Below are 24650 nucleotides of genomic sequence, written 5' to 3' on the forward strand. Positions count from 1 at the left end.
GTTCTCTGCTCAACACCCGGCTCTGACGACGGCGCGGGAGAGCCCGAGGATAGCCCATCCGGCGCCCATAAAAAAAGGGCGCCAAACGGCGCCCTTCTCTCATTGAACAAACCCAATCCTGTGGCGAGGGGATTTATCCCCGTTCCGGCTGCGAAGCAGTCGCAAACCCGTTGAATGCGGTTTGACTGATACACCGCGGACACAGGTTTTGGGGCTGCTGCGCAGCCCATCGGGGATAAATCCCCTCGCCACAAAAGCCCCACACAAAATTGTGCAGGGCCTCGGATCACTTCTTGTCGCGGCGCTTTTTGCTGGCTTTCTTGTTGTGCGACATCAAGCGACGCTTCTTGTTGACCTGGCGGTCGGTCAGCGTGTTCTTGTTGCCTTCGTACGGGTTCTCGCCGCCCTTGAACTCGATGCGGATCGGCGTACCGACCAGCTTGAGTACACGACGGTAAGTGTTCTCCAGATAGCGCACGTACGACTTCGGCACTTTCTCGATCTGGTTACCGTGGATCACGATGATCGGCGGGTTCGCACCACCGAGGTGAGCGTAACGCAGCTTGATCCGACGGTTGTTGACCATCGGCGGCGCGTGCTCGCCCACCGCATCTTCGAGAATCTGGGTCAGACGGTTGGTCGGCCAGCGGGTAACAGCGGACTTGAACGAGTTCTGCACCGAAGCGTAGAGGTTGCCCACGCCCGTGCCGTGCAACGCCGAGATGAAGTGAATGTCGGCGTAGTCGACGAAGAACAGACGACGTTGCAGCTCGACTTTCACAAAGTCGCGCTCGCTCGGCGTCATGCCATCCCACTTGTTGATCGCGATGACCAGCGCACGACCGGATTCGATCGCGAAGCCCAGCAGGTTCAGGTCGTGATCGACCACACCCTCGCGGGCGTCCATCACGAAGATCACCACGTTGGCGTCTTTGATCGCCTGCAGGGTTTTGACCACGGAGAACTTTTCGACTTCTTCGTGGATCTTGCCGCGCTTGCGCACACCGGCGGTGTCGATCAGCGTGTACTTCTCTTCATTGCGCTCGAACGGAATGTAGATGCTGTCGCGGGTGGTGCCCGGCTGGTCGTACACGATGACCCGGTCTTCACCAAGCATGCGGTTGACCAGGGTCGACTTGCCGACGTTCGGACGACCGATGATGGCGATCTTGATCCCGTCTTTTTCGCTCGGACCAGGAATGCGCTTGGCTTCCTCGCCTTCGGCAACGACTTCTTCCTCTTCACCTTCAGCCGGCTCGTCATCATCGCGCGGGAATTCGCTCAGGGCGGCTTCCAGCAGTTGCGTGATACCACGGCCGTGGGCGCCGGCGATCGGGATCGCGTGGCCCATGCCCAGCGGGGCGAATTCGGCGCGGGCCATTTCCGGGTCGATGTTGTCGACCTTGTTGGCCACCACGTGGGAACGCTTGTTACGTTTGCGCAAATGCTCGGCGATCATCTGGTCGGCAGCGGTAAAACCGGCCTTGGCATCTACCAGAAACAGCACCACATCGGCTTCTTCGATGGCCAGCAGCGACTGCTCGGCCATTTTTTCGTCCATACCATGTTCGTCACCGGAGATACCGCCGGTGTCGATCAGAATGTAGGAACGCCCTTGCCACTTGGCCTCACCGTACTGGCGATCACGGGTCAGACCGGACAGGTCGCCGACGATGGCGTCACGAGTCCTGGTCAGGCGGTTGAACAAGGTGGACTTGCCGACGTTCGGTCGGCCCACCAGGGCGATTACGGGAACCATGCGGCTCTCCACTTCGTTATTTCAGAAAATACAAAAGCCGCTGCGAGGCAGCGGCTGGTGCTCGGGGCAACACCCGGGGGCGCTGCAAACCCTGCTGATGCAGGGCCGCTTGGGGATGAACCCCAAGCATAGTTGTTACTTGATGGTCAGGGCTTCCAGTTTGCCGCTGTTGCCATACACATAAATCGTGTCGCCCACCACCAGCGGACGGGCACGCAGGCCGTCGCTGTCGATGCGCTCACGGCCGACGAAACGACCGTCGACCTGACTCAGCAGATGCAGATAACCTTCCAGGTCACCCACAGCTACGTAGCTGGAGAACACTTCCGGAGCCGACAGTTGACGGCGAGCCAGCGAGTCGTTGCTCCACAGTGCGGTGGTGGAACGCTCATCGACGCCTTCAACGGTGCCCGAGGACAGGCTCACGTAGACGCTGCCGAAACCTTGAGCGATACCGGCGTAGCTCGACGCATCGCGCTGCCACAGTTGACGACCGCTTTCCAGGTCCAGTGCCGCAACGCGACCCTGATAGCTGGCCACGTACAGCGTGCCGCCCGACAGCAGCAGACCGCCGTCGATGTCGACGACGCGCTCCAGCTCCGAACGACCCTGTGGAATGGCGATGCGTTGTTCCCACACCGGCACGCCGTTGGAGATGTCCAGCGCGACCACTTTACCGGTCGACAGGCCAGCTACCGCCAGGCGGTTGGTGACCAGCGGAGCACTGGTGCCACGCAGGGTCAGGACCGCCGGGGTGCTGTCATACACCCAGCGCTGGTTGCCGGTGGCAGCGTCCAGACCGATCAGACGATCGTCCTGGGTCTGCACGACGACCACGTCGCCATTGTTGGCCGGCGGCGCGAGCACTTCACTGTTGACGCGGGCACGCCACTTCTCTTCACCGTTGCTGGTGTCCAGAGCGACGACTTCGCCACGCAGCGTACCGATCAGTACCAGACCATAACCCACGCCGACGGCGCCGGAGACAGGCAGTTCCAGATCCTGGTCCCACTTCACGTCGCCGTTGCTGCGATCCAGCGCCATCACCACACCAGTCACATCGGCGGCGTAGATGGTGTCACCGTCGATCGCCGGCACCAGCATGTTGTAGGTTTCGCCCTGACCGTCACCGATCGAGCGGCTCCACTGCTTCTGCAGAACGACTTCTTCTTTGAAGTCGGTCAGTTCGGCCGGTGGCAATTCTTTCTTGCTGTTGCTGCTGCAACCCGCGGCCAGAAGGGCCAGAGCCAGCAATGCTGCATGCTTCCAACGGATCACGTCACGCATCCCCTTTGGCCAGGTCGTCGAGCTTGATTTGAAGGCCACCGACCGCCGCTTCATCCGACAGTGCCGCCTTGGCTTTTTGATACGCCTTGTTCGCGTCATCGGTACGGCCCAAGCGCACCAGCAGGTCGCCCTTGAGTTCTTCGCGAGTGGCCAGGAACGCTTTGTCGGCATCGCCGTCGAGCAGTTTCAGGGCGTCTTCGGCCTTGTCCTGCGCGCCCAGCACCTGCGCCAGACGCTGACGGGCGATTTCGCCCAGCGCCGGGTTGGCCGGTTTGTCGACGATGGCTTTGAGTTCGGTTGCCGCGTCGTCCAGCTTGCCGCTGTCGACCGCCACTTTGGCGACGAACAGGCTGCCGTATTGCGCATAGGCAGAACCGCCGTACTCGCTGTTGAGCTTGCCGGCCAGATCCGCAACGCGGGCGGCATCAGGCTTGCCGTCAGGCGTCAGCGTGGTTTCCAGCAATTGCTGATAGAGCACCGAGGCGCCTTGCGACTGGTTGCTCTGGTACTTGTGATAGGCCTGCCAGCCGAACACGATGACCAGCGCCAACAGGCCGCCGGTGACCAGAGGTTTGCCGTTGCGTGTCCACCAGTCCTTCAAATCCGCCAACTGTTCGTCTTCGGTACTCGACACCCCAATACTCCTTAATCGCTAAATCGGCTGTTAAGACAGCTTCAACCCTGCACGACGCAGGTGGCCAGGTGAGCGGCAAGCGCATCCCAGGCAATGCTTTGTTGTTCGCCCTGGCCACGCAGGGGTTTGAAACCTACCACTTGCTGGGCCATTTCGTCGTCACCGAGGATCAATGCGTACAGCGCACCGCTCTTGTCGGCCTTCTTGAACTGGCTTTTGAAGCTGCCGGCGCCGGCATTGACTTGCAGGCGCAGGTTTGGAAGTTCATCGCGAACCCGTTCGGCCAGGGCCAGACCGGCCAGCTCGGCCTCTTCACCGAAGGCGCAGAGGTAGACGTCGACCTGACGGGAAATTTCCTGCGGAATCTGCTCAAGGGTTTCGAGCATCAACACCAGACGCTCGATGCCCATGGCGAAACCGACGCCCGGGGTTGGCTTGCCGCCCATCTGCTCGACCAGACCGTCGTAACGGCCGCCCGCGCACACGGTGCCCTGGGCGCCGAGCTTGTCGGTGACCCATTCGAAAACGGTTTTGCTGTAGTAATCGAGGCCACGCACCAGTTTCGGGTTGAGCACGTAAGGAATGCCGACGGCATCCAGACGCGCCTTCAGGCCTTCGAAGTGAGCGCGGGACTCGTCGTCGAGGTAGTCGGCCATTTTCGGCGCATCAACCAACACCGCTTGAGTGTCGGCATTTTTCGTGTCGAGCACGCGCAGCGGGTTGGTTTTCAGACGACGCTGGCTGTCTTCATCGAGCTTGTCGTGGTGCGCCGAGAGGTACTCGACCAGCGCTTCACGATAGCGACCACGGGATTCGCTGGTGCCAAGGCTGTTGAGTTCGAGCTTGACCGCATCACGAATGCCCAGCTCGCCCCACAGGCGCCAGGTCATGATGATCAGTTCGGCGTCGATGTCCGGACCGTCGAGGTTGAACACTTCCAGACCGATCTGGTGGAACTGGCGATAACGGCCTTTTTGCGGACGCTCGTGGCGGAACATCGGGCCGATGTACCAGAGTTTCTGCACCTGACCACCGCCGGTGATGCCGTGCTCAAGCACGGCACGCACGCACGCAGCAGTACCTTCCGGACGCAGGGTCAGGGAATCACCGTTGCGGTCTTCGAAGGTGTACATCTCTTTTTCGACGATATCGGTGACTTCGCCGATCGAGCGCTTGAACAGCTCGGTGAACTCGACGATCGGCATGCGGATCTGCTTGTAACCGTAGTTATCCAGCAGACGCGCCACAGTGCCTTCGAAATAACGCCACAGCGGGGTCTGTTCGGGCAGGATGTCGTTCATGCCACGAATGGCTTGCAGAGACTTGCTCACAAAATTTCCTTAATTCGTTCGATCAGCCGCGCGCGATAACGGCAGCGTCAGCTTCGACCTTTTCGGCCGCTTTCTGGCGGATCAGCTTTTCCAGCTCGTCCACCAGATTGTCATTCGTCAGCTTCTGCGACGGCTTGCCGTCGATGTAAATCAGGTTTGGCGTGCCGCCGGTCAAGCCGATATGGGCTTCCTTGGCTTCGCCGGGGCCGTTGACCACGCAACCGATGACCGCGACATCCAGCGGCACCAGCAGGTCTTCAAGGCGCCCTTCCAGCTCGTTCATGGTCTTGACCACATCGAAGTTCTGCCGCGAGCAGCTCGGGCAGGCGATGAAGTTGATGCCACGGGAACGCAGATGCAAAGACTTGAGAATGTCGTAACCGACCTTCACTTCCTCGACCGGGTCGGCCGCCAGCGAGATGCGGATAGTATCGCCAATCCCTTCGGCGAGCAGCATACCTAGGCCCACGGCGGATTTCACCGTGCCCGAGCGCAAACCGCCAGCTTCAGTGATGCCGAGGTGCAGCGGCTGGACGATTTCTTTCGCCAGCAGGCGGTAGGCTTCGACGGCCATGAACACATCGGAGGCCTTCACGCTGACCTTGAAGTCCTGGAAATTCAGGCGTTCGAGGTGTTCAACGTGGCGCAGCGCGGATTCAACCAGCGCCGCCGGGGTCGGCTCGCCGTATTTCTTTTGCAGGTCTTTTTCCAGCGAACCGGCGTTGACGCCGATGCGGATCGGAATGCCGCGATCACGCGCCGCATCGACCACGGCACGCACGCGGTCTTCGCGACCGATGTTGCCCGGATTGATGCGCAGACAGTCCACACCCAGTTCGGCCACGCGCAAGGCGATTTTGTAGTCGAAGTGGATGTCAGCCACCAACGGCACTTTGACCAGTTGCTTGATCTTGCCGAACGCCTCGGCGGCGTCCATGTCCGGCACCGAGACGCGAACGATGTCGACGCCGGCGGCTTCCAGACGATTGATCTGCGCCACGGTCGCGGCGACGTCATTGGTGTCGCTGTTGGTCATGCTCTGCACAGCGATCGGCGCGTCGCCGCCCACCGGTACGTTGCCGACCCAGATCTTGCGCGATTCGCGACGTTTGATTGGAGATTCGCCGTGCATGACTTATTGACCCAACTTCAGGCGAGCAGTCTCGCCACTGGTGAACGGAGCGATATCGACCGGTTGGCCGTTGTAGCTGACCTGTGCCGCGCGGGCAACGCCCAGACGTACGGCGAGCGGCGGCTTGCCGGAAACACTCACGCTGTCGCCTTTATGCTTCAGGCCGCTGAAAATCACTTTGCCACGGCCATCGGTCACCTGTGCCCAGCAATCGCCGGTGAACTGCAATTGCACCTGGCCTTCGTCGGCAACCGGCGCAGCTGCTTCAGCGCTTGGCGCTTGAGCAACCGGCGCGGTCGGGACAGGTGTCGCTGGGACACTCGGCGCTGGAGTGGCCGGAGCCGCCACCACTGGTGCAGGCGTCTGTGCCGGAGCGCTTGGCGCAACTGCCGGGGCAGCCGGCTCGGTTGCTGGCGCTGCGGACTCGGCACCGGTGGATTCAGCACTGGTTTCCGACTGCGGCAAGGCCAGCGTTGTCGAACTGTCGGCCTGATTTTCGGCGACAGCCTGATCTTCCGGCTCGTCGATCGGGTGGATCTGCGTGGTGCCGTCCGCGCCTTCGACTTCGACGTGTTCCGGCGCCAGGCTGGTCAGATCGCGGGTGCGCTGCGAGGTCTGATCCTGCCACCAGACGAAACCGCCGCCGATGACCGCGATCAGCAGCAACAGGCTGACGATACGCAAAATGGTGTGGGAAACGCGCACCGGCTCTTCGATACGACCGAGGGCATGAACGTTGCTGCCCTGGGAATCGGTACCGGTGGACTGGTCGAATTGCTGAACCAGAACGGTCTGGTCCATGCCGAGCAATTTGGCATAGGCGCGAATGTAACCGCGAGCGAAGGTATGCCCCGGCAGCTTGTCGAAAGCGCCGGCTTCAAGATTGCTCAGGGACGTCACGGTGAGGTTGAGCTTGAGGGCCACTTCGGCCAGCGACCAGCCATTGCTTTCGCGGGCCTGGCGCAGGGTCTCACCGGGATTTACGCGATTCGCTGCTACAACTTCGGGATGCGCCGCTTTCATCATTGCTCCGACAGGTATTGCTGATATTCCGGCGTACCGGGATAGAGTCGTTTTAATTGCAGACCGTAACTGGCTGCCTTGTCGCGATCTTCAAACACTTTTGCCAGCCGAACGCCGAGCAATAGACTACGTGCATTTTGTTCGGTGAGCTGGCTGAAACGGTCGTAATAGTCACGCGCGGGCACATAATGCCTGTCTTCGAAGGACAACTCAGCCATTTCCAGCAATGCGCGCGGTTGTTGGCGATTCAGGCGCAGGGCTTTTTCCAGCTGTTGCTGGGCCAGATCACGCTGGCCGAGCTTGGCGGCGGTCATGCCGAGATTTTCGAAGACCCGCGAGCGCTCAGGATACAGGGTATCGGCGGCCGCTTGTTCAAAACGCTCGTAGGCTTCCTTGTAGCGCTGTTCTTCGTAGAGAAAACTGCCGTAGTTGTTGAGGATGCGCGCATCGGCGGGACGTGAGGACAGGGCCTTGCGAAAGTGCTCGTCGGCAAGTGCCGGTTCCATTTCAGCTTGGAACACCAGACCGAGGGCCGCATTGGCGTCGGGGTCGGAACTGTCCAGCTCCAGCGCTTTCTTCAATGGCACCTTGGCGCGCTCGGTCATGCCTTGCTGCAGATAGCCCAGCCCCAGCTGCACGTAGGCAGCCCGCGCTTCATCGCGGCCCTTGCTGGTCTTCATCGGATTGTAGTCACCCGACAGGACACAGCCAGCGCACAGGCTGGCCAACAGCAACAGCAGCGCAAAGCGCAGGGACATAGAGATCCTCTCTTAGTTAGTGTTCGCGGCGTTCTGTGCCAGATCGCTGTCGGCGCTCAACTCGCGCACGGCGATGTAACGTTCGCTGCGACGGGTGCGATCCAGCACCTGCCCTACCAATTGACCACATGCGGCGTCGATGTCTTCACCACGGGTGGTGCGCACGGTGACGTTGAAACCGGCCTGATGCAACTGATCCTGGAAGCGGCGGATGGCATTGTTGCTCGGCCGCTCGTACCCGGAGTGCGGGAACGGGTTGAATGGGATCAGGTTGATCTTGCACGGGATGTCTTTAAGCAGCTCGATCATTTCCACTGCGTGCTCAAGCTTGTCGTTGACGTCCTTGAGCAAGGTGTACTCGATGGTCAGCACACGTTTCTCGCCAAGGGCGGACATGTAGCGCTGGCACGACTCGAGCAGCATCTTAAGCGGATATTTCTTGTTGATCGGCACCAATTGGTTACGCAATGCGTCATTCGGTGCATGCAGGGACAACGCCAGGGATACGTCGATGTGCTTGGCCAGCTCATCGATCATCGGCACCACACCCGAGGTGGACAGGGTCACGCGGCGCTTGGAGATCCCGTAGCCGAGGTCATCCATCATCAGATGCATGGCGGCGACGACGTTGTCGAAGTTCAGCAACGGCTCGCCCATGCCCATCATCACCACGTTGGTGATGGCGCGGTCGACGGTGGCCGGGACGCTGCCGAAAGATTTGTTGGCAATCCACACCTGACCGATGACTTCGGCGGCGGTGAGGTTGCTGTTGAAGCCTTGCTTGCCGGTGGAGCAGAAACTGCAATCCAGGGCACAGCCTGCCTGGGACGAAACGCACAAGGTGCCGCGTTTGCCCTGGGGAATGTACACGGTCTCGACGCAGCTGCCGGACGCCACGCGCACCACCCATTTACGGGTGCCGTCGCTGGAGATGTCCTCGCTGACCACTTCCGGACCACGCACTTCAGCAATGGCCTTGAGCTTGTCGCGCAAGGCTTTGCTGACGTTCGTCATGGCGTCGAAATCATCGACGCCAAAGTGGTGAATCCATTTCATTACCTGACCGGCACGGAAACGCTTCTCCCCGATTGAGTCGAAGAATTTTTCCATTTCCGGCTGGGTCAGACCCAGCAGGTTTGTTTTAACAGTCGATGTAGTCATGGATTCACCTTCACTCTGCAAGCAATGCTTAGCGAGTGGTTACTTCAGTAGCTGCGAAGAAGTAAGCGATTTCGCGAGCGGCAGCAGCTTCGGAGTCCGAACCGTGAACGGCGTTGGCGTCGATCGATTCAGCGAAGTCAGCACGGATGGTGCCGGCAGCAGCTTCTTTAGGGTTGGTAGCGCCCATCAGCTCACGGTTGCGAGCGATAGCGTTTTCGCCTTCCAGAACCTGAACGACAACCGGACCGGAAGTCATGAAAGCAACCAGGTCACCGAAGAAACCGCGCTCGCTGTGCTCAGCGTAGAAGCCTTCGGCTTCGGCTTTGGACAGTTGCTTCAGTTTCGAAGCTACAACGCGCAGGCCAGCGTCTTCGAAGCGAGTGGTGATCTTGCCGATCACGTTTTTAGCAACGGCGTCAGGCTTGATGATGGAGAAAGTACGTTGAACAGCCATGGTGTAACTCCAGAAACGGTAATTTGCGAAAAATTAAACCCGCGAATTATACGCGGGTTCTTGGGTATTGCCTAACCTGCGAGACGATCAGTCCAATTCCGCGGCCCAAAGGGTCTGGACCGCTTCCAACACCTTCTCGCCAACGCGACCAGAGGTGTCGTCAAAATCGGGGAGTGACTTGATCATCTGCTGCAGTTTGACGAAACCAACAGAATACGGATCGGTACCCGGGTGGGCCTCGGCCAGCTCTTCTGCAATGCGTTGAACATCATTCCAACCGTAGCTCATGACAGTCTTACCAGTCAGTGCGGCGCTTCGGCCGCATGGTTAAGCGAATATTTCGGAATCTCGACGGTGAGGTCTTCCTCACCGACGATGGCCTGGCAAGCCAGACGCGATTGCGCCTCAAGGCCCCAGGCACGGTCGAGGAAGTCTTCTTCCAGCTCGTCGGCCTCTTCCAGCGAGTCGAAACCCTCGCGGATGATGCAATGGCACGTGGTGCAGGCGCAGACGCCGCCGCACGCGCTTTCCATCTCGATATGGTGTTCGTGGGCCAGTTCGAGAATCGATGTGCCGGGCGCAGCCTCGACCACCATGCCTTCAGGGCAGAACTTCTCGTGGGGCAGAAAAATGACCTGCGGCATCAGATATCCTCGATTTCATTCAGGTTGCGCCCCGACAGAGCGGCTTTCACCGTCAGATCCATGCGGCGGGCAGCAAAAGCATCGGTCACTTGCGACAGACGCTTGGTCTGCTGCTCGATGGCGTAGCCATCGGTACCTTTCATCAGTTCGGCCAGTTCCTGCATTTGCAGTTCGATGACCATGCGCTCTTCGGCGTCGAGCAGACGCTCGCCATCGGCCTCCAGCGCGCCCTGCACCGCTTCGAGCAGGCGCTGGGCATCGACTTGCTGCTCACGCAGAACACGGGCGACCTTGTCGTCATTGGCGTGCTGGAACGAATCCTTGAGCATCTTGGCGATTTCGCCATCGGTCAGACCATAGGAAGGTTTGACCTGAATGCTCGCCTCAACGCCCGAGCCCAATTCACGGGCAGACACGCTGAGCAGACCGTCGGCGTCGACCTGGAAGGTCACGCGAATTTTCGCCGCACCGGCCACCATCGCCGGAATGCCGCGCAATTCGAACCGTGCCAGAGAGCGGCAATCGCTGATCAGCTCGCGCTCGCCCTGCAAGACGTGGATCGCCATGGCCGACTGGCCGTCTTTATACGTGGTGAAATCCTGAGCGCGCGCGACGGGGATGGTGGTGTTGCGCGGAATCACCTTCTCCATCAGACCGCCCATGGTTTCCAGCCCCAGGGACAGCGGAATCACGTCGAGCAGCAGCAGTTCGCCGCCATCGCGCTTGTTGCCAGCCAGGGTGTCGGCCTGGATCGCGGCCCCAATGGCCACCACTTGATCCGGGTCGATTTCCGTCAATGGCTGACGACCGAAGGCTTCGGCAACGGCTTCACGCACGCGCGGCACGCGGGTCGAACCGCCGACCATGACCACGGCGTGGACGTCTTCCAGTTCGATACCGGAATCGCGAACGGCGCGGCGGCAGGCTTTCAGGCTGCGCGCGACCATCGGTTCGATCAGCGCATCGAAGGCTTCGCGGGTCAGCTGTGCTTTCCAGTCGCCGTAAGCCACTTCCACACTGGCCGCATCGGTCAGGGCTTCTTTGGCCGCGCAGGCGGTTTGCAGCAGATTGCGTTGTGCGCCCGGATCGAGATCGGCGGACAGGCCAGCGCTCTCAATGATCCAGCCGGCAATCGCATGATCGAAGTCATCGCCGCCCAGCGCGCTGTCGCCGCCAGTGGCCAGAACTTCAAAGACGCCGCCAGTCAGACGCAGAATCGAAATATCGAAGGTACCGCCGCCAAGGTCATAAATTGCAACCAGGCCTTCAGCATGTTGATCCAGACCATACGCCACAGCAGCAGCGGTCGGCTCATTGAGCAGACGCAACACGTTCAGACCGGCGAGTTTGGCCGCATCTTTGGTGGCCTGACGCTGCGCATCGTCGAAGTAGGCAGGAACGGTGATTACCGCGCCAACCAGTTCGCCACCCAAGGTCGCTTCAGCGCGCTGACGCAGGACCTTGAGGATATCCGCGGAGACTTCAACCGGGCTTTTCGGGCCTTGCACGGTGTCGATGAACGGCATGTGCGATTCGCCGCCGACAAAGCGGTACGGCAGTTGCTCGCCCAATTGCTTGACGTCGGACAGACCACGACCCATCAAGCGCTTGACCGAGAGCACGGTGTTAAGAGGATCGGAGGATGCCGCCAGCTTGGCGGACTCACCGACTTCGACGCGGTCGGCGTGATAACGCACGGCGGACGGCAGGATGACCTGCCCGTTGGCGTCGGCCAGCGGTTCGGAAAGACCACTGCGCAGCGCAGCGACCAGCGAATTGGTAGTACCCAAGTCGATGCCCACAGCCAGACGGCGCTGGTGCGGTTGAGGACTTTGGCCGGGTTCGGCGATCTGCAGTAGAGCCATGGTGATCAGGTCTTGTCTGTCTGTCAGCGTGCAATCAGGGCAGCACTGGGTTAATCGTCGAGGCGCTCTTCCAGCTGGCGCACTTCGTAGGTGAGCTTGTCGAGGAACTGCATGCGCCGCATCAGGCGTTCGGCCTGTTCACGTTGCGCTGCATCATCCCAACAGGCTGCGAAGCTTTCGTTGAGCTGTTCCTGAGCCGCCTTCAAACGACGCTTGAATACCGCGACACCGTCGAGGTCGGCGCTGTCCTGCAGATCTTCGAGCTCTTCGCGCCATTGCATCTGCTGCAGAAGAAACTCGGGATCGTGGACGGTGACTTCCATCGGCACTTCATACCCGCTGATTTTCAGCAGGTAGCGTGCGCGCTGGGCCGGGCTTTTGAGCGTCTGGTAGGCGTCGTTGAGCCGCGCCGATTGCTCGAGTGCCGAGCGCTGCTCGCGCTCGGAAGCGTCGGCAAAGCGGTCAGGATGGACGCCGCGCGCCAACTCACGGTAGCGCGTGGCCAACTGCTCGAGGTCCAGGCGAAAGCTCGGTTGCAGCTCGAATAAAGCGAAATGACAAGGAATACCCACGACCAGCCTCAGATGTTGAAGCTTTCGCCGCAGCCACATTCACCGCGCACGTTGGGGTTGTTGAACTTGAAGCCTTCGTTCAACCCTTCCTTGACGAAGTCGAGCTCGGTGCCGTCCAGGTAGGCCAGGCTTTTCGGGTCGATGATCACTTTTTCGCCGTGACTCTCGAACACCTGATCCTCCGCCACTACCTCGTCGACAAACTCCAGCACGTAGGCAAGGCCGGAACAGCCTGTGGTGCGAACACCCAGACGAATCCCTTCACCTTTGCCGCGCCCATCGAGGGAGCGCCGCACGTGTCGAGCAGCCGCTTCTGTCATGCTGATAGCCATCGTTGACTCCTTACTCGTCGCCGAATCTTGAAATTCAGATCAAGCCTTTCTTCTGCTTGTAATCGCGGACAGCCGCTTTGATAGCGTCTTCTGCGAGCACGGAGCAGTGGATTTTCACTGGCGGCAAAGCCAGTTCTTCGGCCAGCTGAGTGTTCTTGATGGTTTCGGCTTCGTCCAGGGTCTTGCCCTTCATCCACTCGGTGGCGAGGGAGCTGGAGGCGATTGCCGAACCGCAACCGTAGGTCTTGAACTTGGCGTCTTCGATAACGCCCTGATCGTTGACCTTGATCTGCAGACGCATCACGTCGCCGCACGCCGGAGCGCCGACCATGCCGGTGCCGACATCAGGATCTTCCGCGTTCATCTTGCCGACGTTGCGCGGGTTTTCGTAGTGGTCGATGACCTTTTCGCTGTAAGCCATGATTCTCAATCCTCACTCATCAGGGCCGCTCTTGAGACCCTGCAACTGCGCTGCGTTAACGCCGCGTCGCTACAGGATCTGTATCCGGCGGCTTCTATAGTTAGTGTGCCGCCCACTCGATTTTCGAGATATCGACGCCGTCTTTGTACATGTCCCACAGCGGCGACAAAGCGCGCAGCTTGGTAACGGCCTCGCAGACTTTCTGCGCGGCGTAGTCGATTTCTTCTTCGGTGGTGAAACGGCCGAAGGTAAAGCGGATCGAGCTGTGTGCCAGTTCGTCGTTGCGGCCCAGGGCGCGCAGTACGTACGAAGGCTCCAGCGACGCCGAGGTGCAGGCCGAACCGGACGATACCGCCAGATCCTTGAGTGCCATGATCAGCGACTCGCCTTCAACGTAGTTGAAGCTCAGGTTCAGGTTGTGCGGAACGCGGGCGGTCAGGCTGCCGTTGACGTACAGCTCTTCCAGGTGCTCGACCTGCTGGTAGAAGCGATCGCTCAAGGCTTTGATGCGCACGTTTTCGGCAGCCATGTCTTCCTTGGCTACGCGGAACGCTTCGCCCATGCCGACGATCTGGTGGGTCGCCAGAGTGCCCGAACGCATGCCGCGCTCGTGACCGCCGCCGTGCATGGTCGCTTCGATGCGCACACGCGGCTTGCGGCTGACGTACAGCGCGCCGATGCCTTTAGGGCCATAAGTCTTGTGGGCGGAGAACGACATCATGTCGACTTTCAGCTTCTGCAGGTCGATCTCGACCTTGCCGGTGGACTGAGCCGCGTCGACATGGAACAGCACGCCTTTGGCACGCAGCATCTCGCCGATTGCAGCGATGTCGTTGATGGTGCCGATTTCGTTGTTGACGTGCATCACCGACACCAGAATGGTGTCTTCGCGCAGTGCAGCATCGATCATTGCCGGGGTGATCAGACCGTCTTCGGTCGGCTCGAGGTAGGTCACTTCGAAGCCTTCACGCTCCAGCTGGCGCATGGTGTCGAGGACTGCCTTGTGCTCGATCTTGCTGGTGATCAGGTGCTTGCCCTTGGAGGCGTAGAAATGTGCCGCGCCCTTGATCGCCAGGTTGTCGGATTCGGTGGCGCCGGAGGTCCAGACGATTTCACGCGGGTCGGCGTTGACCAGATCGGCCACCTGACGACGAGCGTTTTCGACGGACTCTTCAGCCTTCCAGCCGAACACGTGGGAGCGGGACGCCGGGTTACCGAAGTTTCCGTCGACCAGCAGGCATTCACTCATTTTCTGCGCAACGCGCGGATCAACCGGGGTGGTTGCAGAGTAATCAAGGTAAATCGGCAATTTCATGGACTATCTCCTAAATCAGGGCTGGCGTGCCGCGGGTAGCTCTTCGGCTGTCATTCGACGGCGGACGCTTCAATCTTGTCCAGGCGTGGCGCCTTGCTGCTGCATCGGCGCTGGTCCTGACGCTGGGCCACTTCTTGTACCTCACGGCGAGTGACAAGGTCGGCCAAGCTGATACCGCTCAGAAATTCGTGAATCTGCAGGCTCAAGTCGCACCACAGATGATGGGTCAGGCAGGTATCACCGGAATGGCAATCGCCCTGGCCCTGGCACTTGGTGGCATCGACCGATTCGTTCACCGCATCGATCACCTGGGCGACCTGGATGCCCTGCATGTCGCGGGACAACTGGTAGCCACCACCCGGACCGCGAACGCTGGAAACCAGGTTGCTGCGGCGCAGCTTGGCAAACAGCTGCTCGAGGTAGGACAGGGAGATGCCTTGGCGCTCGGAGATATCGGCCAGAGACACCGGCCCGTGCTGCGCGTGCAACGCCAGGTCAAGCATGGCGGTCACGGCGTATCGGCCTTTTGTAGTCAGTCGCATGGACAGTTACCACGGAGTTCGGAATGGGCGGGAGTATGCAATTCCCGAGCATTTAAGTCAACTATAAGACCTAGTGCTTTAGTCGGGTTTACCCGCAAAAGAGCGCGCGCACTATAGCAAAGACGGGCTGCGGACAGCCAGCGGAACCGCGTGATCGTTCTTCGCGAGCAGGCTCGCTCCCACATTGGAATGCATTGCTCTTGTGGGAGCGAGCCTGCTCGCGAAAAGCAGCGCCGCGGTTCAGCCGGCTTTCGATTCGTCCTTGCCTTTGACGCAAGCGAAGTCTTCTTCACGCAGTTCAGGCAGATCTTTCGCACAGTAATTGCTGCCCAGATCCTTCAGCGCGCCGCACATGCCTTCCAGGCGCCCGTCCACTGCTTGCAGATGATCGAGCAACTGGCCGATGGCGCGAGCCACCGGGTCAGGCATGTCTTCGCTGACACCGTAGGCGTCGAAACCGATCTTTTCCGCCATGGCTTTGCGCTTGGCGTCCTGCTCTTCATCGGTCTTGACGATGATCCGCCCCGGAATCCCCACTACAGTGGCGCCCGGTGGCACTTCTTTGGTGACCACAGCATTGGAACCGACTTTGGCGCCGGCACCCACCGTGAACGGGCCAAGCACCTTGGCGCCAGCGCCGACCACCACGCCATCACCCAGCGTCGGGTGACGCTTGCCTTTGTTCCAACTGGTGCCGCCGAGGGTCACGCCTTGATAGATGGTGACGTCGTCGCCGATCTCGGCGGTTTCACCAATGACGATGCCCATGCCGTGGTCGATGAAGAAACGCCGACCGACCTTGGCGCCCGGGTGAATCTCGATCCCGGTCAGCCAGCGACCAAAGTTCGACACCAGCCGCGCCAGCCATTTCAGCTCGTTGCGCCAGAGCATGCCGGCCAGACGATGAATCCAGATTGCATGCATGCCGGGGTAGCAGGTCAGGACTTCAAAAGCGTTACGCGCCGCCGGGTCTCGATGGAATACGCTCTGGATATCTTCACGCAAACGCTCAAACATCATTCAATCCTTCCGCTTTAGAAGCTCGCCACGGGCCGCTTTCTGGGTTTCCGTGAGGATGCCACGCAAAATATTCATTTCCGCCCGGCTGACCGAGCTGCGTCCGTACAACCGGCGCAGGCGCGCCATCAAGTGCCGTGGCTTTTCCGGATCGAGGAATTCGATGGCGACCAGCGTCTGCTCCAGGTGCTCATAGAATCGCTCCAGCTCATCCATGGTCGCCAGCTCGGCGCTTTTCACCGAGGCCACTTCTTCTTTCTCGACCTTGCTCGGCTGACCCTGTGCGGCCAGCCAGGCCATGCGCACTTCATAACTCAACACCTGAACCGCCGCCCCGAGGTTCAGCGAACTGAACGTCGGGTCGGAAGGGATGTGCACGTGAAAATGACATCGCTGCAGCTCTTCATTGGTCAGGCCGGAATCTTCACGGCCGAACACCAAAGCAATCTCGGCGCCCTGCCCGGCTTCCTCGACCACCTTGTTGCCGCATTCGCGCGGATCGAGCAGCGGCCAGGGAATACGCCGGTCGCGGGCGCTGGTGCCGAGCACCAGATTGCAGCCGACCAGAGCATCTTCCAAGGTGGCGACGACTTGCGCGTTTTCAAGGATGTCACCGGCACCAGAGGCGCGGGCATCGGCCTCGTGGTGCGGGAAGACCCGCGGATCGACCAGCACCAGTCGCGACAGACCCATGTTTTTCATGGCGCGCGCGGCCCCGCCGATGTTGCCGGGGTGGCTGGTGTTGACCAGGACGACACGAATGTTCTGCAGCAAGGGAGGCGCTCTCGGACACGGGAAAGGGGGGCAAATCTTACAGAACAGCCTACCGTTAAGCTATGAAAGCGAACAGCGTCCTTCACCTGAAGAAAAGTTCTGATAGAATGCGCGGCTTTCTTTAACAACCTTAGGTGACACATCCATGCAGCCCATGCTGAATATCGCGCTGCGCGCCGCCCGCAGCGCCAGTGAACTGATCTTCCGCTCCATCGAGCGCCTGGATACCATCAAGGTCGACGAAAAAGACGCCAAGGATTACGTATCCGAGGTCGATCGCGCCGCTGAACAGAAAATCATCGATGCCCTGCGCAAGGCTTACCCGAATCACTCGATTCAGGGTGAAGAAACCGGCCTGCACGCTGGCACCGGCATCGAAGGCGAAGAGTACCTGTGGATCATCGATCCGCTGGACGGCACCACCAACTTCCTCCGTGGCATTCCGCACTTTGCAGTGAGCATTGCCTGCAAATATCGTGGCCGCCTGGAGCACGCAGTGGTTCTGGACCCGGTTCGCCAGGAAGAATTCACCGCCAGCCGTGGTCGCGGCGCTCAACTGAACGGTCGTCGTCTGCGCGTAAGCGGTCGTACCAGCCTCGACGGCGCCCTGCTCGGCACTGGCTTCCCGTTCCGTGACGACCAGATGGACAACCTCGACAACTACCTGGGCATGTTCCGCGCCCTGGTTGGCCAGACTGCCGGCATCCGCCGCGCCGGTTCGGCGAGCCTGGACCTGGCTTACGTAGCTGCCGGTCGTTTCGATGCGTTCTGGGAATCGGGCCTGTCCGAGTGGGACATGGCTGCAGGCGCCCTGCTGATTCAAGAAGCCGGCGGTCTGGTGAGCGACTTCACCGGTGGTCACGACTTCCTTGAGAAAGGCCACATCGTTGCCGGCAACACCAAATGCTTCAAGGCAGTGCTGACGGCGATCCAGCCGCACCTGCCGGCCTCGCTGAAGCGCTAAGCTTTCCGCGAAACCAAAAAGCACCCTCCGGGGTGCTTTTTTTATGTCTGCAATTCCAAACAGCACAATTCCCTGTGGGAGCGAGCCTGCTCGCGAATGGGGCGTGTCAGCAAAGAAAATATCCACTGTTAGACCGTATTCGCGAGCAGGCTCGCTCCCACAGGTGAGAATCGCGCGCTGCCCTGAATCGCGGGTACAAAAAAAGCACCCCGCAGGGTGCTTCTTTTCACAACCGTAAATCCTTACTGAGCCGGCTCATTCTGCGACAGGATCAGCTTGCCTTCCTTGTCGACCGGAATCTGGTTGCCCGGATCGCGATCCATCCGCACCTTGCCTTCCTTGCCATCGAGCGAGTAACGCACGTCGTAGCCGACGACCTTGTCGCTGATGTCATTGACCGTGTTGCAGCGAGTTTGCGTAGTGGTATAGGTGTCGCGGTTCTGCATACCTTCCTGCACCTTGTTACCGGCATAACCGCCGCCAACTGCACCGGCCACGGTGGCAATCTTCTTGCCGGTACCGCCGCCCACCTGATTACCCAACAAACCACCGGCTACGGCACCGATCGCCGTGCCGAGAATCTGGTGTTGATCCTTGACCGGCGCCTGCCGGGTCACGGTTACATCCTTGCATACTTCACGTGGAGTCTTGATCTGTGTCTTGACCGGCTCAACGGCTAATACTTGCGCATACTCAGGGCCGCTTTTAACCAGGCTGTAGGTGGCAACAGCACCCCCGGCTGTGACACCGACAGCACCCAATACCGCACCAACCAGCAACGACTTGTTCACATGAACCTCCTGACCATCACATGCGGGACGCGCCCGCGCTTCTCCCAGCCTTGGAGCACAAAAAAAGGCGCGAGTTCAACTCGCGCCTTTTGTTGGCTGACAGCCGGGAAATCGCTGGCCGTTATGGACGGTCGTCGACTTCCTTGTCGGTGTTGGCCGGAGGAATCAGATCCTCGGTGGTCAGGTTCAGCCAGATCAGCACCACGTTGGCGATGTAGATCGACGAGTAGGTACCCGCCAGTACACCGATGAACAGCGCGATGGAGAAGCCGAACAGGTTGTCGCCGCCGAAGAACAACAGTGCCGCGATGGCCAGCAGCGTGGAGATCGACGTCGCCATGGTGCGCAGCAGGGTCTGGGTGGTCGAGATGTTGATGTTCTCGATCAGCGTCGCCTTGCGCAGCACACGGAAGTTCTCACGTACCCGGTCGAAAACCACGATGGTGTCGTTCAGTGAGTAACCGATGATCGCCAGCACCGCCGCCAGCACCGTCAGATCGAAGGTGATCTGGAAGTACGAGAGGATACCCACGGTCACGATCACGTCGTGGATCAGCGAGACAATGGCGCCGACCGCAAACTTCCACTGAAAGCGGAACGCCAGGTAGATCAGGATGCCGCCGAGCGCCAGCAGCATGCCGAGGCCGCCCTGGTCGCGCAGTTCTTCACCAACCTGCGGGCCGACGAACTCGACTCGCTTGACCGTCGCCGGGTTGTCGCCGCCGACTTTCTGCAATGCGTCTGCGACCTGATGGCCCAGCTGCGGGTCTTCACCCGGCATGCGCACCAGCAAGTCAGTAGTGGCGCCGAAGTTCTGCACCACAGCTTCGTGATAACCGGAAGTCGCCAGTTGCTCGCGCACCTTGGTGACATCGGCCGGACGCTCGTAGGTCAGCTCAATGAGCGTACCGCCGGTGAAGTCCAGACCCCAGTTCATGCCCTTGGTGGCGACGCTGAACAAGGCAATGACGGTAAGCAACACGGTGACGCCGAACGCGAAGTTGCGAACGCCCATGAAGTTGATTGTACGTAACATGGCAGCCCCTTAAATCCACAACTTCTTGAAGTCACGTCCGCCAAAGATCAGGTTGACCATTGCGCGGGTCACCATGATGGCCGTGAACATCGAGGTAAAGATCCCGAGGGACATGGTCACTGCGAAACCCTTCACCGGGCCGGTGCCCATGGCGAAGAGAATGCCGCCGACCAGCAAGGTGGTCAGGTTGGCATCGAGAATCGCAGTAAATGCCCGGCCGAAGCCTTCGTTGATTGCCCGCTGCACAGTCATGCCGGCGGCGATCTCTTCACGAATCCGCGAGAAGATCAGTACGTTGGCGTCGACCGCCATGCCCATGGTCAGGACGATACCGGCGATACCCGGCAGGGTCAGCGTGGCGCCCAACAGCGACATCAATGCCAGCAGCAGCACCATGTTCACCGCCAGCGCGACGGTGGCGATGACGCCGAAGAAGCGGTAGATGGCGATGATGAACAGCGACACGAACAGCATGCCCCACAGGGAAGCATCGATACCTTTGGTGATGTTGTCAGCACCCAGGCTCGGACCGATTGTGCGCTCTTCAGCGAAGTACATCGGTGCAGCCAGACCACCGGCACGCAGCAGCAGCGCCAGCTCGGACGACTCGCCCTGACCGTTCAGGCCAGTGATGCGGAATTGCGCACCCAGCGGCGACTGAATGGTCGCCAGGCTGATGATCTTCTTCTCTTCCTTGAACGTCTGCACCGCAACGTCTTTCTCGACACCATCAACCACTTGCTTGGTGTAAGTGGTGACCGGACGCTGTTCGATGAAGATCACCGCCATGCTGCGACCGACGTTGGAACGGGTCGCGCGGCTCATCAGCTCGCCACCGTGGCCATCCAGACGGATGTTCACTTCAGGCGTGCCGTGCTCGCCGAAACCGGCCTTGGCGTCGGTGACCTGGTCACCGGTGATGATCAGGCCACGCTCGATCTGCGCTGGCGGACGGTTGCCTTCGCGGAATTCGAACGACTCGGAAGTGGCTTTCGAAGCGCCCGGCTCGGCGGCCAGACGGAACTCGAGGTTGGCCGTCTTGCCGAGAATACGCTTGGCTTCGGCAGTGTCCTGCACGCCCGGCAGCTCAACCACGATGCGGTTGGCGCCCTGACGCTGCACGATCGGTTCGGCAACACCCAGCTCGTTGACGCGGTTACGTACCGTGGTCAGGTTCTGCTTGATGGAGTATTCACGGATTTCCGCCAGCTTGGCCGGGGTCATCGCCAGACGCAGCACCGGTTGACCGTTGAGGTCGGCCGGAACAATGTCGAAATCGTTGAAGTTCTTGCGGATCAGCGCACGGGCCTGTTCGCGGGAATCTTCATCGCTGAAGCCCAACTGAATGGCACCGCCCAGTTGCGGCAGGCTGCGATAGCGCAGCTTCTCTTTGCGCAGCAGGCTCTTGACGTCGCCTTCGTAGACTTTCAGGCGCGCATCGAGGGCTTTGTCCATGTCCACTTCGAGCAGGAAGTGCACACCACCGGACAAGTCCAGACCCAGCTTCATCGGATGCGCACCGAGGTTGCGCAGCCATTGCGGGGTGGTCTGTGCCAGGTTCAGCGCGACGACGTAGTCATCACCCAATGCCTTGCGCACAACATCCTTGGCCGGCAGCTGGTCTTCAGCCTTGCTCAGACGGATCAGACCGCCCTTGCCGCCAGCCGTCAGCGTGGCCGCCTTGACGTTGATGCCGGACTCTTTCAGCGCTGTGCTGACGCGAGCCAGATCGGCGTCATTGACTTGCAGAGCCGTGCTGGCGCCGCTGATCTGAATGGCCGGGTCATCAGGATAAAGATTGGGAGCGGAATAAATCAGACCGATCGCCAGCACCGCCAGGATCAGAATGTATTTCCACAGAGGGTATTTGTTCAGCATCACGCCGCCCGTTATGAACGCGGGGCGCCTTGCGCGCCCCGTCGATTGAGTAGAAGTTGTTGCTCTTAGATCGCTTTCAGCGTGCCTTTTGGCAGCGTGGCGGCGATGGCGCCTTTCTGGAACTTCATTTCCACGGTGTCGGAAACTTCCAGAACCACGAAATCATCGGCAACCTTGGTGATCTTGCCGGCGATGCCGCCAGTGGTCACGACTTCGTCGCCCTTCTGCAGGCTGCTCAGCAGGTTCTTCTGCTCTTTGGCGCGCTTGGCTTGTGGACGCCAGATCATCAGGTAGAAGATGACCAGGAAGCCGACCAGGAAAATCCACTCGAAGCCGCCGCCCATTGGGCTTGCAGCAGCCGGTGCAGCTGCGTCAGCCATGGCGTTAGAGATAAAAAAGCTCATTTAGCACTCCAGTTGCAAATGTTGAATCTTGGGGTCAGAAAACTCAGTCCAAAGGCGGGACGGGAAGTCCGCGTTTGGCGTAGAAGGCATCGACAAAGGCGGCCAATGTACCCTGTTGAATAGCTTCGCGCAAACCAGCCATCAGCACCTGATAATGGCGCAAGTTATGGATGGTATTGAGCATGCTGCCGAGCATTTCGCCGCACTTGTCCAGGTGATGCAGATAAGCGCGCGAGAAGTTCTGGCAGGTATAGCAATCGCAGGTCGGATCCAGCGGCGATTCATCATGGCGATGGAACGCGTTACGGATCTTCAGCACACCGGTATCGATGAACAGATGCCCATTGCGGGCATTACGGGTTGGCATCACGCAATCGAACATGTCCACCCCGCGGCGCACACCCTCAACCAGATCTTCCGGTTTGCCAACGCCCATAAGGTAACGAGGTTTGTCAGCGGGCATCTGGCCCGGCAGATAATCCAGCACCTTGATCATTTCGTGCTTCGGTTCGCCCACCGACAGACCGCCGATGGCGAGGCCGTCGAAGCCGATCTTGTCGAGGCCTTCGAGCGAGCGCATGCGCAGGTTTTCATGCATGCCGCCCTGAACGATGCCGAACAGCGCTGCGGTGTTGTCACCGTGGGCATTCTTCGAACGCTGGGCCCAACGCAACGACAGCTCCATCGATACCCGCGCGACGTCTTCGTCAGCCGGATACGGCGTGCATTCGTCGAAGATCATCACAATGTCGGAACCGAGATCGCGCTGCACCTGCATCGATTCTTCCGGGCCCATGAACACTTTGGCGCCGTCGACCGGAGAAGCGAAGGTCACGCCCTCCTCCTTGATCTTGCGCATCGCGCCGAGGCTGAACACCTGGAAGCCGCCGGAGTCGGTGAGGATCGGGCCTTTCCACTGCATGAAATCGTGCAGGTCGCCGTGCTCCTTGATCACTTGAGTGCCGGGACGCAGCCACAGGTGAAAAGTGTTGCCCAGAATGATTTCCGCGCCAGTGGCGACGATGTCGCGCGGCAGCATGCCCTTGACCGTGCCATAGGTGCCGACCGGCATGAACGCCGGGGTCTCTACGGTGCCACGGGGGAAGGTCAGGCGACCACGACGAGCCTTGCCATCGGTGGCCAGCAGCTCAAAGGACATTCGACATTCGCGACTCATTCTGTTTCCTCTGGGCCTGTCTGTTCAGGGGCAGTTGGAGCGGGATTGCGGGTGATGAACATCGCATCCCCGTAACTGAAAAAGCGGTAGCCGTTTTCCACGGCGGCCTTGTAGGCGGCCATGGTTTCGGGATAACCGGCAAACGCCGAAACCAGCATCAACAGCGTGGATTCCGGCAAATGGAAATTGGTCACCAGGGCATCGACCACATGAAACGGCCGGCCCGGATAGATAAAGATGTCGGTGTCGCCACTGAACGGCTTGAGCACACCCTCGCGCGCCGCGCTTTCCAGCGAACGCACGCTGGTGGTGCCGACCGCAATCACCCGACCGCCCCGCGCACGGCACGCAGCGACCGCATCGACCACATCCTGGCCGACTTCCAGCCACTCGCTGTGCATGTGGTGATCTTCGATCTTCTCGACACGCACCGGCTGAAACGTCCCCGCGCCGACGTGCAATGTCACGAATGCAGTCTCGACGCCCTTGGCAGCAATCGCCTGCATCAGCGGCTCATCGAAATGCAGCCCCGCCGTCGGCGCCGCCACCGCACCCAGACGCTGGGCATACACGGTCTGATAACGCTCACGATCCGAGCCTTCATCCGGGCGGTCTATATAAGGAGGCAACGGCATGTGCCCGACGCGATCGAGCAGCGGCAAGACTTCCTCGGCAAAACCCAGCTCGAACAACGCATCATGACGCGCGAGCATCTCGGCTTCGCCACCGCCGTCGATAAGGATCTTCGAACCCGGTTTCGGCGACTTGCTGGAGCGCACATGGGCCAGCACGCGGTGCGCATCAAGCACGCGCTCGATGAGAATTTCCAGCTTGCCGCCGGACGCTTTCTGCCCGAACAGCCGCGCCGGAATCACCCGGGTATTGTTGAACACCATCAAATCGCCCGGGCGCAAATGCTCAAGCAAATCAGTGAATTGACGGTGTGCCAGGGCGCCGCTCGGCCCATCAAGGGTCAGCAGGCGACTACCGCGACGCTCGGCCAACGGATGGCGGGCGATCAGCGAATCAGGAAGCTCGAAAGTAAAGTCAGCAACGCGCATGATGGGGTTCGTCTAGCAGGGCCGGAAAGTCTAGCGGAAATATCAAAAATTGACCATGAAACGTGATTGACCAACGGTAATCACCTCTCTATACTTCGCCGCCATTGAGCCCTGATGGCGGAATTGGTAGACGCGGCGGATTCAAAATCCGTTTTCGAAAGGAGTGGGAGTTCGAGTCTCCCTCGGGGCACCAACACAGAGAAAAAGGTCTTGCGAAAGCAGGGCCTTTTTTTTCGTCTGGTGGAAAGTGGTTGGTGCAATGCCGAGCACTATCACCTTGCAGATTCATCTTATTTAGTCGCCAAATGATTCAGACCG

Annotated in this window: 26 protein-coding genes and 1 tRNA gene; 2 read left to right on the forward strand and 25 right to left on the reverse strand. The window is 60.0% G+C overall.

Going from position 1 to position 24650, the window contains the following annotated elements; translation table 11 throughout:
* Nucleotides 1-286 precede the first annotated feature (286 nt).
* The 19 genes from der to trmJ all read right to left on the reverse strand — a co-directional run bounded on the left by der (nucleotide 287) and on the right by trmJ (nucleotide 17021).
* Entirely contained in the window at nucleotides 287-1759 is a 1473-nt protein-coding gene (der, locus tag AB4O45_RS07760; protein ID WP_024014210.1) for a ribosome biogenesis GTPase Der, read from the reverse strand.
* A gap of 135 nt (nucleotides 1760-1894) precedes the next feature.
* Entirely contained in the window at nucleotides 1895-3046 is a 1152-nt protein-coding gene (bamB, locus tag AB4O45_RS07765; protein ID WP_016773335.1) for an outer membrane protein assembly factor BamB, read from the reverse strand.
* Complete coding sequence (locus tag AB4O45_RS07770; protein ID WP_016773334.1) at nucleotides 3039-3680, reverse strand: tetratricopeptide repeat protein; 642 nt, start codon at nucleotides 3678-3680, stop codon at nucleotides 3039-3041. Before AB4O45_RS07770 ends, bamB begins: the two co-directional genes overlap by 8 nt.
* Before the next feature lie 41 nt (nucleotides 3681-3721).
* Entirely contained in the window at nucleotides 3722-5011 is a 1290-nt protein-coding gene (gene hisS, locus AB4O45_RS07775) for a histidine--tRNA ligase (protein ID WP_024014212.1), read from the reverse strand.
* A gap of 22 nt (nucleotides 5012-5033) precedes the next feature.
* Complete coding sequence (ispG, locus tag AB4O45_RS07780; protein ID WP_016773332.1) at nucleotides 5034-6143, reverse strand: flavodoxin-dependent (E)-4-hydroxy-3-methylbut-2-enyl-diphosphate synthase; 1110 nt, start codon at nucleotides 6141-6143, stop codon at nucleotides 5034-5036.
* A 3-nt stretch (nucleotides 6144-6146) separates the two neighbouring features.
* Nucleotides 6147-7166, reverse strand: coding sequence for a RodZ domain-containing protein (locus tag AB4O45_RS07785; protein WP_460161281.1), 1020 nt, complete (start codon nucleotides 7164-7166; stop codon nucleotides 6147-6149).
* Nucleotides 7166-7924, reverse strand: a complete 759-nt coding sequence (gene pilW / locus AB4O45_RS07790) for a type IV pilus biogenesis/stability protein PilW (RefSeq protein ID WP_252876855.1) — start codon at nucleotides 7922-7924, stop codon at nucleotides 7166-7168. Before pilW ends, AB4O45_RS07785 begins: the two co-directional genes overlap by 1 nt.
* Before the next feature lie 12 nt (nucleotides 7925-7936).
* Entirely contained in the window at nucleotides 7937-9085 is a 1149-nt protein-coding gene (rlmN, locus tag AB4O45_RS07795; protein ID WP_024014215.1) for a dual-specificity RNA methyltransferase RlmN, read from the reverse strand.
* Between the two features lie 28 nt (nucleotides 9086-9113).
* Entirely contained in the window at nucleotides 9114-9539 is a 426-nt protein-coding gene (ndk, locus tag AB4O45_RS07800) for a nucleoside-diphosphate kinase (RefSeq protein ID WP_024014216.1), read from the reverse strand.
* An 87-nt stretch (nucleotides 9540-9626) separates the two neighbouring features.
* On the reverse strand, nucleotides 9627-9827 hold the full coding sequence (gene iscX / locus AB4O45_RS07805; protein ID WP_122507802.1) for a Fe-S cluster assembly protein IscX: 201 nt from the start codon (nucleotides 9825-9827) through the stop codon (nucleotides 9627-9629).
* Between the two features lie 14 nt (nucleotides 9828-9841).
* A complete protein-coding gene (gene fdx, locus AB4O45_RS07810; RefSeq protein WP_016773327.1) occupies nucleotides 9842-10183 on the reverse strand; it encodes an ISC system 2Fe-2S type ferredoxin in 342 nt (113 codons plus the stop codon).
* Nucleotides 10183-12048 carry a Fe-S protein assembly chaperone HscA gene (gene hscA / locus AB4O45_RS07815; RefSeq protein WP_039761433.1) on the reverse strand — a complete coding sequence of 622 codons (1866 nt, stop codon included), beginning with the start codon at nucleotides 12046-12048 and terminating at the stop codon, nucleotides 10183-10185. The genes fdx and hscA overlap by 1 nt, the downstream gene beginning before the upstream one ends.
* A 50-nt stretch (nucleotides 12049-12098) precedes the next feature.
* The gene (gene hscB / locus AB4O45_RS07820; protein WP_460161282.1) at nucleotides 12099-12620 is read right to left on the reverse strand and encodes a co-chaperone HscB; all 522 of its coding nucleotides are present in this window, start codon (nucleotides 12618-12620) and stop codon (nucleotides 12099-12101) included.
* A gap of 8 nt (nucleotides 12621-12628) precedes the next feature.
* Nucleotides 12629-12952, reverse strand: a complete 324-nt coding sequence (iscA, locus tag AB4O45_RS07825) for an iron-sulfur cluster assembly protein IscA (RefSeq protein ID WP_003227904.1) — start codon at nucleotides 12950-12952, stop codon at nucleotides 12629-12631.
* Between the two features lie 34 nt (nucleotides 12953-12986).
* Nucleotides 12987-13373, reverse strand: a complete 387-nt coding sequence (iscU, locus tag AB4O45_RS07830; protein WP_003227907.1) for a Fe-S cluster assembly scaffold IscU — start codon at nucleotides 13371-13373, stop codon at nucleotides 12987-12989.
* 100 nt (nucleotides 13374-13473) lie between these two features.
* A complete protein-coding gene (locus AB4O45_RS07835; RefSeq protein ID WP_039761430.1) occupies nucleotides 13474-14688 on the reverse strand; it encodes an IscS subfamily cysteine desulfurase in 1215 nt (404 codons plus the stop codon).
* A gap of 50 nt (nucleotides 14689-14738) precedes the next feature.
* Entirely contained in the window at nucleotides 14739-15230 is a 492-nt protein-coding gene (iscR, locus tag AB4O45_RS07840) for a Fe-S cluster assembly transcriptional regulator IscR (RefSeq protein ID WP_016773323.1), read from the reverse strand.
* A 240-nt stretch (nucleotides 15231-15470) separates the two neighbouring features.
* Nucleotides 15471-16247 carry a serine O-acetyltransferase gene (gene cysE / locus AB4O45_RS07845; protein WP_024014221.1) on the reverse strand — a complete coding sequence of 259 codons (777 nt, stop codon included), beginning with the start codon at nucleotides 16245-16247 and terminating at the stop codon, nucleotides 15471-15473.
* 3 nt (nucleotides 16248-16250) lie between these two features.
* Nucleotides 16251-17021 (reverse strand): tRNA (cytosine(32)/uridine(32)-2'-O)-methyltransferase TrmJ, encoded by a 771-nt coding sequence (gene trmJ / locus AB4O45_RS07850; protein WP_041479930.1) that lies wholly within the window; start codon nucleotides 17019-17021, stop codon nucleotides 16251-16253.
* A gap of 145 nt (nucleotides 17022-17166) precedes the next feature.
* Here trmJ and suhB point away from each other — a divergent pair, with 145 nt between their 5' ends.
* Entirely contained in the window at nucleotides 17167-17985 is an 819-nt protein-coding gene (suhB, locus tag AB4O45_RS07855) for a type III secretion system regulator SuhB (RefSeq protein ID WP_016773320.1), read from the forward strand.
* Between the two features lie 242 nt (nucleotides 17986-18227).
* On the opposite strand, the gene AB4O45_RS07860 is transcribed toward suhB, so the two are convergent.
* The 6 genes from AB4O45_RS07860 to queA all read right to left on the reverse strand — a co-directional run bounded on the left by AB4O45_RS07860 (nucleotide 18228) and on the right by queA (nucleotide 24332).
* Nucleotides 18228-18776 carry a glycine zipper 2TM domain-containing protein gene (locus tag AB4O45_RS07860; protein ID WP_041479931.1) on the reverse strand — a complete coding sequence of 183 codons (549 nt, stop codon included), beginning with the start codon at nucleotides 18774-18776 and terminating at the stop codon, nucleotides 18228-18230.
* A 121-nt stretch (nucleotides 18777-18897) separates the two neighbouring features.
* A complete protein-coding gene (gene secF, locus AB4O45_RS07865) occupies nucleotides 18898-19812 on the reverse strand; it encodes a protein translocase subunit SecF (protein WP_041479932.1) in 915 nt (304 codons plus the stop codon).
* 9 nt (nucleotides 19813-19821) lie between these two features.
* Nucleotides 19822-21690, reverse strand: coding sequence for a protein translocase subunit SecD (gene secD, locus AB4O45_RS07870; protein WP_016773318.1), 1869 nt, complete (start codon nucleotides 21688-21690; stop codon nucleotides 19822-19824).
* Nucleotides 21691-21755: 65 nt separating this feature from the next.
* The gene (gene yajC, locus AB4O45_RS07875) at nucleotides 21756-22094 is read right to left on the reverse strand and encodes a preprotein translocase subunit YajC (protein WP_016773317.1); all 339 of its coding nucleotides are present in this window, start codon (nucleotides 22092-22094) and stop codon (nucleotides 21756-21758) included.
* A gap of 43 nt (nucleotides 22095-22137) precedes the next feature.
* The gene (tgt, locus tag AB4O45_RS07880; RefSeq protein WP_160768392.1) at nucleotides 22138-23253 is read right to left on the reverse strand and encodes a tRNA guanosine(34) transglycosylase Tgt; all 1116 of its coding nucleotides are present in this window, start codon (nucleotides 23251-23253) and stop codon (nucleotides 22138-22140) included.
* 14 nt (nucleotides 23254-23267) lie between these two features.
* Nucleotides 23268-24332, reverse strand: a complete 1065-nt coding sequence (gene queA / locus AB4O45_RS07885) for a tRNA preQ1(34) S-adenosylmethionine ribosyltransferase-isomerase QueA (RefSeq protein WP_460059094.1) — start codon at nucleotides 24330-24332, stop codon at nucleotides 23268-23270.
* A 108-nt stretch (nucleotides 24333-24440) separates the two neighbouring features.
* Between queA and AB4O45_RS07890 the strand changes: the two genes are divergently transcribed.
* Nucleotides 24441-24525, forward strand: a tRNA-Leu gene (locus AB4O45_RS07890).
* Nucleotides 24526-24650 lie beyond the last annotated feature (125 nt).

Source organism: Pseudomonas sp. S2_B10, from assembly GCF_054668425.1.